This is a genomic window from Microbacterium sp. CH12i (genome assembly GCF_000685355.1).
GTDB lineage: Bacteria > Actinomycetota > Actinomycetes > Actinomycetales > Microbacteriaceae > Microbacterium.
The window spans coordinates 288,820-303,407 of the sequence record NZ_JHET01000003.1; the positions used below are offsets into that span (position 1 = coordinate 288,820).

Genomic DNA, 14,588 nt, shown 5'->3' on the forward strand with positions numbered 1-14,588 from the left:
CGAGACGGGTCAGCATCGGTGGGGTGATCGGGGACATGTTCCGATTCTGGTCACGGCACGCCTGCGATGGGGCGCCGCGACCAGATCGGTGGACAAATCCTTCCGATCAGCGACCGTGCAGAACGACCGTGCAGAACGACCGTGGACTCAGACCGGAGTCTCGCCGCCCTGATTGGTGCCGGGGTTCTCGCCCTCGTCGCCGGTATCGTCCTTGTCGTCGTCCGAGAAGTCGTCCCCATCGAGCAGCCGCGCGAGAGCTTCATCGAATTCGTCAGCGGCGGGAGCCTCGCCGCGAGCGCGTGCCTGCAGGCGCTCGATCAGCGCCGTCGGGTCGTCGATGTCCTCTGCGGTGGGCTGCAGATCCGGGTAGTCCCAGAGCGAGTCGCGCGCGGTGATGCCGACGGCGTCCGTCACCTTCTGCCACATTGCTGCTGCCTCGCGCATCCGACGCGGACGCAGCTTGAGCCCGACGAGTGCACCGAGGGCATCCTCGGCAGGACCCCCCACTGCGCGACGTCGTCGAGCGGCCTCTGCCAGCCGCACACCTTCGGGAAGACGCGATGTCGCCTCGGCGGTGACGACGTCGACCCATCCGTCGACGATCGCGATGATGTTCTCAAGCCGAGCGAGCGCCTCGCGCTGAGCCTCGGTCTGGGCAGGCAATAGCGCTCCGCCCTCGATCGCGGCCCGCAACTCTTCGGGGTTTGAGGGGTCGAGTCGGCTGGCGACGTCTTCAAGCGCCTCGACGTCGACGGTGACACCACGGGCGAAATCGGTGATCTGCGACATCACGTGCAGGTGCAGCCACTTGGCGTGACGGTACAGCCGCGCATACGCCAACTCGCGGGTCGCGAGGTAGAGCGCGATCTGATCCTCAGGGATCTCGAGGCCCTCTCCGAACGCAGTGATGTTCTGCGGGATGACGGCCGCGGTACCGGCGGGCAGAACCGGGATGCCCACATCGCCACCGGAGACGACCTCGAGCGCAAGGTTGCCGAGCACCTGGCCGAACTGCGCGGCGAACACGGAAGAGCCAAGTCCTCGCATGAGCTTGCCCGCGCCCTGGATCGCTTCGCGCATGTCGTCCGGCACCTGGGTGTCGAGAGCGCTGGTGAGCGCATCTGCGATGCTCGTAGAGACGGGGCCAGCGATCTCTTTCCACACGGGGAGTGTCTTTTCGACCCACTCGCCGCGGGTCATTGCCTGCGGTGCTTCTGCGAGCTCCGAGATTGTGGTCGCTTCGCCCAACCACAGATTCGCCAGCGTGAACGCGTCAGTGAGCGCGGAGCGCGAGCTATCGGTGATGCTCTGACCTTCGCGGTTCGCGATGTGCAGCGCCTGCCGCAGAGTGTTTTCCCATGGGTCGCCTCCGAAGGCACCCTGCAACTGCTGCATGAGCCCGGCCATCATCGCCGGATCGAGTTGGAGGCCGTCCTCGCCGCCGAGGGCGTTCTGGAGCGCGCTCAGGTCGAAGTCACCGCCGCCCGCGCCGGACATCATCCGCCGGATGAACTCCTGGAAGTCTTCAGGGTTTGGTTCGTTGTCTGCCATGTCGCTCGCCTCTCAGCACGTCGCTAGCTGTGGCATCTACGCTAGTTGCAGGTTTCTGCGCGCGACCCCGGTGCGAGCAGATCGCTGTACGCCGGTCGCGAACGACGGAGGATCCACGTGTCACATTCCCGCACCCCCAGGGTCGGGCTCGGTGTTTGGGCGCTGATTGTCGCCCTCATCGCTCTCGTCGTGCTCACGTTCTTGCCAACTCCCTACGTTATCCAGCGGCCGGGGCCGGTATATGACACTCTCGGCACCGCGGCCAGCGCCGACGGCGAGCAGGTTCCGCTGATCGCGATCGACGGCGCCAAGACATTCCAGACCTCCGGCAGCTTGAACCTGACGACCGTGCAGGTCGTCGGCAACCGCGAACGCACGCCATCCTGGTTCGAGCTGGCCCTGGCGTGGACGGACTCCTCGAAAGCGGTCGTACCGATCGACTCGGTGTTTCCCGAGGGTGTGACCAGCGAGCAGCGCGATGAGCAGAACACTGTGCTGATGGTGGATTCGCAGCACGAGGCCACGGCCGCGGCGCTTGACGAGCTCGGCTACGACACCGGCGCGGCCGTCAAAGTCGTCTCTGCCGTGAAGGACTCGCCAGCGGACGGGCTTCTGAAGGCGGATGACGTCGTCGAGGCCATCGACGGCGTCAAGGTGACGAGCGCCAGCGACCTGCGCGCAGCCATCCAAGACGGCAAGGGAAAAGCCGTAGAACTGACCGTGCTCCGCGGTACTGACGAGCAGCAGGTGGCGATCACGCCTGAGCTCAGCACGACAAACGGCACAGACGCCTGGCTCATCGGCATCACATTGACCACCGAGTACGACTTCCCGATCGATGTGAAGATTCAGCTCGACAACGTCGGCGGTCCGAGCGCCGGCATGATGTTCGCGCTCGGGATCGTCGACGAGCTGACACCGGGCAAACTCACCGGCGGCAACGATATCGCCGGCACCGGAACGATTGACGCCACCGGTGCCGTCGGGCCCATCGGTGGCATCCGGCAGAAGCTGTACGGCGCGCGTGATGCGGGCGCGACGTTCTTCCTTGCTCCGGCATCCAACTGCGACGAAGTCGTGGGGCATATCCCTGACGGACTGCGGGTGATTCCCACATCGACGCTCGAGGAATCACTGGACGCTCTCAACGTGATCGCGAAGGACGGCGACGTGGCTGCACTCCCGAAGTGCGCGGCATCTTGAGGTTGCGCTGACAGCGGAAGCCGCTCGCCTTGCCTGGGCACACAGCCAGCACGCATCGATGCGAGCTTAGGATGGACGGGTGACCACGACCTCGGCGCCGACTCCGGCCACGCCCCACACATCGCGAAGAATCCTCACGATCTCGTTGGCGATCATCGCCGCGATCATCGCAGCCTTCTTCGTCTTCGCCTCGCTGTACACAGACTTTCTGTGGTTCGACCAGCTGAACTTCGCGAACGTTCTCACCACGCAATGGCTTGCCGTTGCAGTGATGTTCGTCATCGGATTCCTCGGGATGGCGGTGCCGCTGTTCGTTGTGATTCAGCTGGCCTACCGACTTCGCCCGGTGTACGTGCGGCTGAGCTCGCAGCTCGATCGATACCAGGAGGTCATTGAGCCGCTGCGTCGCCTTGCCATGTGGGGTATGCCGATCTTCTTCGGCGTTTTTGCTGGCTTCGCTGCCGCAGGCAACTGGCAGACCGTGGTGCTGTGGCTCAACGGTGGCGCCACGGGCGTTGCTGACCCGGAGTTCGGTATGGACACCGGCTTCTACCTCTTCGCGATGCCGTTCTACTCGATTCTGCTCGCGTTCGTCTCGGCCGTCATTCTGCTGTCGCTGATCGTGACCGCCCTGGTGTCGTACCTGTACGGCTCGGTGCGCATCGGTCAGGGTGAGCTTCGTATCTCGAAGCCGGCTCGCATCCAGCTGGCAGTCCTCGCCGGCCTCTACCTGCTCGTGCAGGCCGCCAGCCTGTGGCTTGACCGCTACAAAACACTTGTCGCTGAGGAAGACCGCATCACCGGCGCCGCGTACACCGGCGTCAATGCCGTCATCCCCGGCATGGCAATCCTCGCGATTCTCGCCGCTCTCGTCGCAATCCTCTTCTTCGTCACCGCAATCATCGGCCGCTGGCGCTTCCCCCTGATTGCAACCGCCCTGCTGATCGTGGCGTCCCTTGTCGTCGGCCTCGGCTACCCGTGGGTCGTCGACACGTTCCAGGTGGCTCCGAACCAGAACAGCTACCAGGCGAAGTACTACCAGCGAAACATCGACGGCACCAAAGAGGCCTACAACATCGCTGATCTTGAGGTCACGCCGTTCAAGGCCGTCACCGACGCCGCAGCCGGTCAGCTTCGTGCGGATGCCGAGACCACGGCGTCGATCCGCATCCTCGACCCGAGCATCATCGGCCCGACGGTTCAGCAGCTTGAGCAGTTCCGTAACTACTACCAGTTCCAAGACACGCTCGACGTCGACCGCTACCAGATCGATGGCGCAAGCCAAGACACCGTGGTTGCGGTCCGCGAGCTTGATGTCGACCGTCTCGGCGACAGCAACAACTGGAACAACCGCACCGCGGTGTACACGCACGGCTACGGGCTCGTGGTCGCGGCAGGAAACCAGCGCACCAGCGAGGGCGAGCCGGTGTTCCTCGAGCGCGGCATCCCGTCGTCGGGCTTCCTGACCGATGGCGAGAACTTCGAGCCGAGGGTGTACTTCGGCGAGGACTCGCCGCTGTACTCCATCGTCGGCGGGCCGAAGGGCACCGACCCGGTCGAGATCGACTACCCGCGCGGCAAGGACGGCTCCACCGAGACGAAGACGACCTTCGTCGGCGACGGAGGGCCGAAGATCGGCAACACGTTCGAGAAGCTTCTGTTCGCGTTGAAGTTCCAGGAGGCAGAGATCATGTTCTCCGACCTGGTCAACTCTGACTCGCAGATCCTCTACGACCGCGACCCGATTTCCCGAGTGGAGAAGGTCGCTCCGTACCTCGAGCTCGACAGCGACCCGTACCCGAGCGTCGTGGACGGACGCATTGTCTGGATCGTGGATGGTTACACGACCAGTTCGACGTACCCGTACTCGACGAGCGTGAGCCTGTCCGACGCAATTGCCGACTCGAACACGGCAGCGCCGAGCTTCGCGATCGACGACATCAACTACATCCGCAACTCGGTGAAGGCCACGGTTGACGCCTACGACGGCTCAGTGACGCTGTACGCGTGGGATGACACCGACCCGATCCTCAAGGCATGGCAGAACGTCTACCCGTCGACGGTCGAGCCGATCAGCAAGATGTCAGCCGATCTGGTGAGCCACGTGCGCTACCCGACCGACATGTTCAAGGTGCAGCGCAAGATTCTCGGTGTGTATCACGTTGACACGGCAGGATCCTTCGCACAGCAGGACAACCGTTGGCAGACGCCGAACGATCCTCGTAACGACACCCAGCTGCAGCCGCCGTACTACCTGTCGATGCAGATGCCCGGCCAGGATTCACCGCGCTTCTCGATGTTCTCGACGTTCATTCCCGCGTCTGCGCAGGGAACGACCAGTCGTAACGTACTGATGGGGTATCTCGCGGTCGATTCGGATGCCGGTTCCACAGCGGGCCAGAAGGCCGAGGGTTACGGCCAGCTGAGACTTCTTGAGATCGACGCGGACACGACTGTGCCCGGCCCGGGTCAGGTGCAGAACACGTTCGACTCTGACACGACGATCGCAGACAAACTCAACGTGCTGACCCTTGGAAAATCTGAGGTGAAGTACGGCAACCTACTGACGCTGCCTGTCGGTGGTGGCCTGCTTTATGTGCAGCCTGTCTACGTGCAGTCGTCTGAGGGCACCCAGCTTCCGCTGCTGCAGAAGGTGCTGGTCACGTTCGGTGACAGCGTCGCCTTCGAAGACACGCTGACCGAGGCGCTCGATGTGATCTTCGGCGGAGACGCTGGGGCCGGCGGTGGCGATGAAGCGGTTCAGCCCACCGATCCCGCTGAGGGCGCGACTACGCCGCCCGCTGATGGTGGGACGACTCCTGGCGCCACAGATCCGGGTACCTCAACCGACGCGCGTGCAACTGCGCTCGCGTCGGCACAGAAGGCACTGGCAGATCGGGATGCCGCACTCAAGTCGGGCGACCTCACAGCATTCGCCGAGGCCGACGGTCGACTTACGGATGCGGTCACCCAGTTGCTTGCACTGGAAGCCGAAGCTGCGAAGTAGCCTCAGCTTTGAAACGTGAATGGGCGCCCCCGCGGGGGCGCCCATTCACGTTTGTTTCCCGATCACTGGAAGAGTTCGGTCTCCGTCAGCAGGTACTCGCGCGCCAGGGAAGGGCCGAACATGTGAAGGCCGAGGCATTTAGCGCGAGTGTCGCAGAACGACACCGGATCCTGTTGGGCGTAAACCATGAAAGCGTCGATCTTGATGTCAAGGTCGGGGGAGAAGACGTTTTCTGGCTTGTGGGCGGTGTCATAGCCAACCGCATACAAGACGGCCGCCGGATCAAAGCCCATGCCCTGCCACGCACTGCGCACGATGCTGCCGGTCGTTGAGTGGTCGCTGTGATCATGTCCTGACCATCCCGATTCGCCGGGCACCAGCGTGATCAGGGTGTTGGTGCCGTAAGCGGTGATGAGTTCCTGGATCGTGGCGGTGAGTGATGCCAGGGTGACGGATCCGCCGGTGTCGATCTGCGTCATCTCTGAGATCGAGCCGTTGTATAGCTTCGCGAGGGACTGCCATCCGGTTGCGGGAAATCCGCTGGAATTGAGGTTTCCGTCGGGAAGTCGCAGCAGTGTCACGGTCAGGTTGGGGTTGTCCTCGGGAGAGAGCTCGGTGACGTGCACGCCGGTGAGAAGAGTGAGATCTCGGGCGGTCCAGTTCGCGCCTTGCCCTCCGCGCATCACGTTGTAGGCCCGGAAGATACCCGTCTCGCGACCCTTTGCATAACTCAGGCCCCGGCCAGAATCGCCGGCCGTGAGGTAGACAGTGTGCACGCAGTCGCCCTGTGCCAACGCTTGAATGATCGCGGGATTTGCGAACAGAAGATCATCGTCATAGTGCGCGACGAAGACCGTCGTCGCGTGTGTCTCGCAGCTCGTTAGCGCAGGAGAGGCGGGTGGCGGGGATGGCGGGGGAGCGGTGGGAGTGAGCGAGAGCGTCGGTACCGGCTTGGTCGTCGCAGTGGGTGTGGGCGACGGGGTGTCGGCGAAAGCGAAGGGCAGGACTCCTGCGGACGCGGCGATGCCGATCCCAACGCCGGCAAGGGCGACGACGACCACGATGCTGACCAGCCACCAGACGGTTCTGCGTACCCGCTTTCGACGTAGCCTGCTCCGCGTCGTCACTTCTCGTCCCCTCGTAGCTGTCGGCAGTGTGTGCCGCAGCTGCTCTGGAAGTCAGACTAGTGGATGCCTCGAAACGAAAAAGACCCCCTGATCAGATTTCCCTGATCAGGGGGTCTTTCTGTGTCGCATTCTCGTTGCGGGGACAGGATTTGAACCTGCGACCTCCGGGTTATGAGCCCGGCGAGCTACCGAACTGCTCCACCCCGCGGCACGATTTATAGCCTAGCACGGGATTTGAGGCCCGTCACATCGAGGCCGAATGAGCGAAGATGGACAGATGCCTGAATCGTCTGCAACGACCGTCGCCGTCTGCCAATTCAGCCCGACCTCTTCGCGCGCTGACAACCGCGCACGCATCGCCGAACTGACGGCGGAGGCTGCGGGCCGGGGCGCACGTCTGGTGGTGTTCCCGGAGTACTCGAGTTACTTCGTCGATCCGATGGATGCCACGTTCGCTGCGAACTCCGAGACGCTCGACGGTGAGTTCGTGCAGGCGCTGCGGGAGGCGGCATCCGCTCACGGCGTCACGATCATCGCAGGACTCGTTGAAGACGCGGGGGAGCGCGTACGCAACACGCTCGTCGCGGTGGATGCCACGGGCCTGCGAGCCACGTATCGCAAGCAGCATCTCTACGACGCGTTCGGGCAGACCGAGTCCGACTGGATAGAGGCGGGCGCGCTTGACACTCCACAGACACTCAATATCGACGGCCTGCGCATCGCGATGATGACCTGCTACGACTTGCGCTTTCCCGAGGTCGCCCGCACTCTTGTAGACGCCGGTGCCGATGTCATCGTCGTGCCGGCCGAGTGGGTGCGCGGTGCGCTCAAGGAGCACCACTGGACGACGCTGCTTGCCGCACGTGCGATCGAGAACACGGTCTATGTGGTCGCCGCCGACCACCCCACCCCGATCGGAGTGGGCCACTCGCAGATCATCGACCCGCAGGGCGTGGTGATCGCCGGTGTCGGGACAGCAGCCGGTATTGCAATGGCGCAACTGTCGAAGGATGCCCTCACGCGCGTCCGCGAACTGAATCCCGTGCTGCGGCTGCGCCGCTACGCGGTCGTTCCGCGCTGAGTCTGACTCACCGGGATCCTCAGAACTCGGCCGCAGCCAACCGTCGTGAGGCCTCTTCGAGCACGTCTACGCGCTTGCACGCAGCGAACCGCACGAGTCCGGCGTAGTCGCCTGGTGCTCGGGGCTGACGAACGCGCTCAGCGGGATCGCGGCGACTCCGGCAACCTCCGGCAGCGCTCGGCAGAAGGCCGAGGCGTCCGCCCCGCCGAGGGCGGTGGCGTCGGCGACGGTGAAGTAGCCGCCCTGCGGCGCGATCACATCGAACCCGGCGGCATTGAGCCCTGCGCCAAGAATGTCGTGCTTGCGAGCGAGGGTCGCCGCGGCATCCGTGAAGAAAGAATCCGGCATCCGCAGCCCCACGGCGATCGCCGGCTGAAAGGCCGAGCCGTTGACGTACGTGAGGTACTGCTTCACGGTGAGGACCGCGGTGATGAGGTCGGCAGGACCGTGGATCCAGCCGATCTTCCAACCGGTCGTCGAGAACGTTTTGCCGGCCGACGAGATCGTCAGCGTGCGTTCGGCGGCGCCCGGCAGCGTCGCGATCGGAACATGCGGCTGAGTGAACGTGAGGTGTTCGTACACCTCGTCCGTGACGATGATCGCGTCGTGCTCGTGCGCGAGCCGGACGAGCACTGCTTGCACCTCTGGTGTGAAGACCACACCGGTCGGGTTGTGCGGGTCGTTCACGAGGATGATGCGGGTGCGATCGGTGACGGATGCCGCGAGCACCTCAAGATCAGGCTGAAAACCTGGGCGGCGCAGCGGGACGGTGCGAAGGCGCGCACCCGCCAGCGCCACCGCAGCCGCATACGAGTCGTAGTAGGGCTCGAAGACGACGACCTCGTCGTCGGGGGAGTCAATAAGTGCCAGTAGCGTCGCGGTCAGCGCTTCGGTTGCTCCGGCGGTCACGATCACCTCGGTGGCCGGGTCGACATCGAGACCGTAAAACCTCTGCTGGTGCTCGCTGATCGCCAGGAGCAGGTCAGGCACCCCGCGCCCTGGCGGGTACTGATTCATGCCTTGCGAAATCGCTTCGCGAGCCGCCTCGAGCACTTCGATGGGACCATCCTCATCGGGGAAACCCTGACCGAGGTTGATCGCTCCAGTTCTTATCGCAGCCGCAGACATCTCTGCGAAGATGGTGGGCGCGACAGCGCCGTCGGCAGACAGGAGGCCGGCTCCAGCCGCGGTGCGCCGCCAGCGCCGGGAATAGCACTCATGCAAACCAGGCTAAGGCCATAGCAGACACTCACCTTCACCATATTGAACGCACAGCTACGACGGGCACTCTGAAGGAACGTTGTTGAAGGAGCGGACCATGAACGAAGACAACATCCCCAACGGGTCGACCTCGCCCGAGCAGCCTGCACCGCAGCGCCCGCTGGCGCCGGCCACGACATGCCTGCGTCGTTCGCGTCGCATGCTGCCAGCCCACTCACCCCCGCGGCGCCGAGCGGTCAGCCGCAGCACCCGCCGTACGTGCCTCAGGGCGCGGCATTCGGCGTGACGCCAGCTCCGATCGAGACGAAGACCAAAGAGAAGAAGCCGTTTGGGGCCGGTAAGGTCGCAGCCCTCATCGTCGCCGCCTCGCTCGTTGGTGGCGCCGCCGGTCTCGGCACCAGCTACCTCGGCAACACCCTCTGGGCGCAGCCACCAGCTCCACAGCCTCGGGTCCTGAGGCCATCACGGTCAACAACCCAGGCTCGGTCAATGAGACGACGGCTATCGCTACGGCGGTACTTCCTTCGGTCGTCACGATCGAAGTTGCGGGCGACACCGAGTCCGGCAGCGGATCGGGCGTCGTCCTCAGCAAGGACGGCTACGTCCTCACCAACACGCATGTCGTCACGCTGGGCGGTGCCGCAGCGGATCCGAAGATCCGGGTCACGTCGTCTGACGGCCACATCTACGACGCCACCATCGTCGGCACCGACCCGATCTACGACCTTGCAGTCATCAAGCTCGATGGTGCAAAAGATTTGACGCCGATTGACTTCGCAGATTCGTCCAAGCTCAACGTCGGTTCCACGGCGGTGGCTGTGGGGGCCCCGCTGGGGCTGTCGAACTCGGTGACCACAGGCATCGTCAGTGCGCTGAACCGCAGTATCCAGATTGCCTCCTCTGCGCTACCGGATTCGTCGGCACAGGACGCTCCTCCGCAGGATCAGAGCACACCTGGCCAGGAGAGCAGCCCGTTCCAGTTCGACCTCCCGGGAACGCAGACGCAGAGCGCAACGAAGTCGATCTCGATCGCGGTGATCCAGACGGATGCTGCGATCAACCCCGGAAACTCGGGTGGCGCACTGGTAGACAGCGAGGGCAAGCTCATCGGTATCAACGTCGCCATCGCGACGGCGGGTAGTACGGGCGAGTCCGGGTCGATTGGCGTGGGTTTCGCCATTCCGTCGAACATCGCCGAGCGCGTCTCGAAGGAGATCATCGCCGACGGTACGGCCACCCATGGTCTTCTCGGCGCATCCGTGCAGGATGCCTCGAGCGTGGCCGGCGCTCAGGTATCTGGCGCGTACATCGCTGAGGCAACCGCAGGCGGCGGTGCCGAGAAGGCGGGCCTCAAGAACGGCGATGTCGTTACCGAGTTCAACGGCGCGCCGATCTCGAGTGCGAGCGACCTCACCGCGCAGGTGCGTGCGGCCGCGGCCGGCAGCGACGCAAAGCTGACGTATGTTCGCGATGGCAAGTCTCAGAGCGTTGATGTGACGCTCGGTGAGCTCAGCCTCTGATCAGCCGATTCTGCTCGATCTGAAGCATCGGATTCTCAGAGAAGGACGCCACCCCGCGATAGGCTCGCGGGGTGGCGTCCTTCTCGTTCGGCTCCGGCAATGCGGCCAAGTTACTGCGCATTCCGTTGTATGCCGTCGGGCGCATAGGTACCCTTCTCCTGCCGCGCGGGCAGCGATGGGTATTCGGCTGCGGCGCCGGGATCGGCGATGGCGCACTCGCACTCTGGCGCGTCGCGACCCGCGAGGGGCATGACGCCGTCTGGCTCACGTCATCGGACCGCGAGCGAGCGGATGCTGCGGCGCTCGGCATCCCCACAATCGTGAAGTCATCACTGCGAGGCTGGTGGGCGACTGCGCGCGCGGGAGTGCTGGTTGTCACCCACGGGCTCGGAGACGTCAACCGCTACGCGGTCTCTGACGGCTTCGTCGTGCAGCTGTGGCACGGGATTCCCCTCAAGCGGATCGGCCTTGACTCGCCGGCAACCACCCAGGTGCCGAACGTGCCGGGTGCCGCCGCGTTGCGACGTATCGTCGGACTGCTGTACCGAGGCGCCGCGCAGCGCATTCGCGTGCTGCCGGCGGCATCGGATCGCTCACGTGGACGGCTGGAGTCAGCCTTCGCCCTCGGCGACGCACGCGTCGTCGTGACCGGCGAGCCTCGCGCAGACGTGCTGTCGAGCGGTACCAGCGAAGGGCGGCGGCAGGCAGCATCCGCTCTGCTGACTGACATCGTCGGCGCGCTGCCTGAGGGCGCCCGCACGCTGTTGTACGCGCCTACCTGGCGTGACGGTGCGGCGGATCCCTCGGTGCCGACGGCATCCGAATGGGTGCGTCTGATCGCACTGCTCGAATCGCACAACACCGTGCTGCTCGTGCGCTCGCACCCGCTGGGCGCCGGCGAATATCAACCACCGCTGCGAAGCAGACGAGTGCGGATGCTGGGATCCGACGTCCTTGCGGACGTCACACCGGCGCTCCCGGCGATCGACGCGCTGATCACTGACTACTCGTCGCTGGCCTACGACGTCGGGCTGCTGGCCATGCCGGTGCTCTATCTCGCCGCCGATGCCGAGGAATACGCTCGACGCGCGGCTTTTACGGCCGATACGAGGATGTCGCTGGCGATGATGTCGCAGCGGACTGGACGGCGCTTCTCGATCAGCTCGAGTCGACGCTCACCGACGAGCGCGTGTTCACCGATCGGGCCGTGCGTTCCAGTACGCTCAGCGCACAGATGCATGCATATCGGGATGGGCAGAACACCCGCCGTGTGTACCAAGTAATCCGCGCGCGGGGGATCCTCGCGCCGAAGGGAGCACGATGACGACCGTCCGCATCGATGAGCAGGCGGAGACGCTGATCATTGCAGGTACGGGCACGAAGCCCGCCACCGGATCGCTTGCGGGGCCCAGGCGCGCGTCGACGCGACGATCACCGGCGGTGGCAAGACCTGGAAGGCAGCATTTCCACTGCGCGCGCCGCGTTGGGGTGGCGAGGCTCTGCCGCTTCCTTCCGGCGACTATGAGCTTCAACTGGATGGCGTCGAACTCGACGAGCTGGAAATCGGTCCGCAACTGCTTCCCACGCTGCGGATCACTCAGCATGGTGCGCACGTCGACATCGCACCGCCGCTCGCTCCCATCTACGAGACGGCTGAGGGTCAGGCGACCCTTGAGGGGCGCTACGTCGCTCGGGCAGGTGGCACCGAGAACGCCGTGTTCTTCGAGAGCTTCTACGGCCAGAGCGTCGGCTGCAACCCCCGCGCGATCGATCGGGAGCTTGCTCTGCGCGCACCGAACGTGACGCGGTACTGGAGCGTGGTGGATCTGTCCGTCGCGGTGCCTGAGGGAGCAATCGCCGTGGTCGAAGACAGCCCGGAGTGGTGGCGCGCACGAGGCGCCGCACGGCTGCTTGTCGTGAACGACTGGTTGCGCAGGCGCTTCGTCCGAAAATCGGGTCAGAAGGTGCTGCAGACGTGGCACGGGACGCCGCTCAAGCGTCTCGCCCTGCATCGTCCAGGATTCGCGCCGAGGCGGATGGCCGCCGTCATCAAAGAGTCGCGCCGCTGGGACGTGCTGCTTGCGCAGAACACCTACTCCGAGCGGGTGCTGCGGAAGGCTTATGCATTCTTCGGCAAGCCGATCTGGACCGACGGCTACCCGCGCAATGACGTCCTCTCCACCGAAGACGGCTCAGCAACGCGCAAGGCGCTGGGCATCGGGGTGGACGAGCGGGTGCTCCTTTACGCTCCGACATGGCGCGACGACCGCAGTGAGATCGTCGACTTTGTCGACCCGCAGCGACTCGCGGAGCAGACCGACTCTGTGGTGCTGGTTCGTGGGCACTCGCGAACCCTGCGCCCAGGACGCGATCACTCAGGCGCGCGCGTCATTGATGTGACGGGCTACGCCGAGACCGCACAACTGTTGCTCGCCGCTGACGCGCTGATTACGGACTACTCGTCGGTGATGTTCGACTTCAGTGTGACCGGCAAGCCGATGTACTTCTTGGTGCCCGACCTTGACCACTACCGTGGTGAGCTGCGCGGCTTCTACTTCGACCTTGCCGAGCGGGCGCCGGGGCCTTTGCTCACGTCGCAGGACGAACTGGCGGACGCGCTGATGGATGACAGGCTGCCCGGTGCCTTCGCCGAGCGCTATGCCGCTTGGCAGAAGCAGTTCAACACCCGTGATGATGGCCATGCCGCCGAACGGGTGGTCTCCCGGCTGCTGGACCTCGGCTTCGTGAAGGCGTAGACGGACCCCGCTACGGCAGCGGCGTGTTCTGCGTGCCGAGGCGGGACGCGTCGACCGTGTCGCGCGCGCCACGCAGGACGCCGCCGATGAATCCGAGCCCCCACGCGACGTGCATGGTCGGCAGTACGGCGAGAGTCCAGAGCCGCTCGCGCGGAGTTCTTCCGCCACCGGGACGAAGCCCCATCATCACGACAAGCAGTGCGTAGGCCACTAATGGCAGGTAGACGACGGATGCCACGAGCGAAGCGATTCCGGTGAGGACGCGCGTGAGCTGCAGCACCGCGACGACGAGTGCGAGCACGAGGTTCAGCACCAGCGCCGGCGGGGCGAAGAACCGCAGACCGTTGCTTCGTCCGTAACGTCGCACGAGCTCGCCGCGCCAGGCTCCTGTCGCACGGAACTGTCGCGCCAGGCGCCACCAACTCTCGCGCGGCCAGTACGTCACCGACAGCTGCGGGTCCAGCCAGACCTTGTGTCCGGCCTGGCGGATGCGCAGATTCAGTTCCCAGTCTTCGCCGCGACGGATCGACTCGTCAAACAGTCCGACCTCTTCGAGCACGGAACGACGCATGACGCCCAGATAGGCCGACTCTGCCTCACCCTCGTGCGTGGTGCCGTGATAAGCCCCTCCGCCGAGACCAACGGGGGGAGTTATATGCGCGGGCAACTGACTTCTGGAAGGGTGTGCGGCCGTCGGCGCGCATCACACCTCCGACGTTCGCAGCCCCGGTACGCGCCAGCGTCGCGAGCGCACGCTGCGCGTAGCCAGGGGAGAGCTCGGAGTGCGCGTCGACTCGGACTATCGTCTGGTAGCGGCTGGCGCGGATGGCGGCGTTGAGGCCGACCGGGATATGCGCCGCCGGATTGTCGACGAGACGAATGCGGGGATCATCCGAAGCGAGCCGCTGCGCGAGCTCGGTGGTCCCGTCGGTCGATGGCCCCAGGGCGAGCACGAGCTCCGCCGGACCCTCCACTTCCTGGTCCAACACCGAGGCGACGGCGTGCTCAAGGTATCCGCGCTCGTTCAGAACAGGCATGACGAACGAGACTCCGCCGGACGGTGTTGTCGAATCGTTCTCTTGCACCCTCCGATCATGGCATGGGGAGGGGGCCCCTGCCTGG

7 protein-coding genes, 1 tRNA gene and 3 pseudogenes are annotated in these 14,588 nt (G+C 64.9%); 6 read left to right on the plus strand and 5 right to left on the minus strand.

The features are described from left to right. Positions 1 to 147 precede the first annotated feature (147 nt). A complete protein-coding gene (locus DC31_RS04515) occupies positions 148 to 1,551 on the minus strand; it encodes a zinc-dependent metalloprotease (RefSeq protein WP_036277399.1) in 1,404 nt (467 codons plus the stop codon). Positions 1,552 to 1,668: 117 nt separating this feature from the next. Between DC31_RS04515 and DC31_RS04520 the strand changes: the two genes are divergently transcribed. Then, positions 1,669 to 2,754, plus strand: a complete 1,086-nt coding sequence (locus DC31_RS04520) for a YlbL family protein (RefSeq protein ID WP_152545335.1) — start codon at positions 1,669 to 1,671, stop codon at positions 2,752 to 2,754. A gap of 79 nt (positions 2,755 to 2,833) precedes the next feature. Further along, entirely contained in the window at positions 2,834 to 5,761 is a 2,928-nt protein-coding gene (locus tag DC31_RS04525; RefSeq protein WP_036277402.1) for a UPF0182 family membrane protein, read from the plus strand. Between the two features lie 62 nt (positions 5,762 to 5,823). On the opposite strand, the gene DC31_RS04530 is transcribed toward DC31_RS04525, so the two are convergent. Together DC31_RS04530 and DC31_RS04535 are read right to left on the minus strand one after the other, a co-directional pair. Then, the gene (locus DC31_RS04530) at positions 5,824 to 6,888 is read right to left on the minus strand and encodes a PIG-L family deacetylase (RefSeq protein ID WP_036277405.1); all 1,065 of its coding nucleotides are present in this window, start codon (positions 6,886 to 6,888) and stop codon (positions 5,824 to 5,826) included. 134 nt (positions 6,889 to 7,022) lie between these two features. Then, positions 7,023 to 7,096 (minus strand) — tRNA-Met (locus DC31_RS04535). A gap of 69 nt (positions 7,097 to 7,165) precedes the next feature. On the opposite strand from DC31_RS04535, the gene DC31_RS04540 reads away from it, so the two are divergent. Further along, positions 7,166 to 7,969: a carbon-nitrogen hydrolase family protein gene (locus tag DC31_RS04540; protein ID WP_036277677.1), complete on the plus strand. Its 804-nt coding sequence runs from the start codon at positions 7,166 to 7,168 to the stop codon at positions 7,967 to 7,969. Positions 7,970 to 7,988: 19 nt separating this feature from the next. Here the strand turns inward: DC31_RS04540 and DC31_RS04545 are convergent. After that, positions 7,989 to 9,189: pseudogene (locus DC31_RS04545) on the minus strand (aminotransferase class I/II-fold pyridoxal phosphate-dependent enzyme). A 537-nt stretch (positions 9,190 to 9,726) separates the two neighbouring features. Between DC31_RS04545 and DC31_RS04550 the strand changes: the two are divergent. From DC31_RS04550 to DC31_RS04560, 3 genes and pseudogenes are all read left to right on the plus strand, one after another. Then, positions 9,727 to 10,710, plus strand: coding sequence for a S1C family serine protease (locus DC31_RS04550; protein ID WP_442921856.1), 984 nt, complete (start codon positions 9,727 to 9,729; stop codon positions 10,708 to 10,710). A 71-nt stretch (positions 10,711 to 10,781) separates the two neighbouring features. Continuing rightward, a pseudogene (locus tag DC31_RS04555) lies at positions 10,782 to 12,034 on the plus strand (CDP-glycerol glycerophosphotransferase family protein). Positions 12,035 to 12,425: 391 nt separating this feature from the next. Next, on the plus strand, positions 12,426 to 13,466 hold the full coding sequence (locus DC31_RS04560) for a CDP-glycerol glycerophosphotransferase family protein (protein WP_327036808.1): 1,041 nt from the start codon (positions 12,426 to 12,428) through the stop codon (positions 13,464 to 13,466). 10 nt (positions 13,467 to 13,476) lie between these two features. On the opposite strand, the pseudogene DC31_RS04565 reads toward DC31_RS04560, so the two are convergent. Further along, positions 13,477 to 14,503, minus strand: a pseudogene (locus tag DC31_RS04565) (glycosyltransferase family 2 protein). Positions 14,504 to 14,588 lie beyond the last annotated feature (85 nt).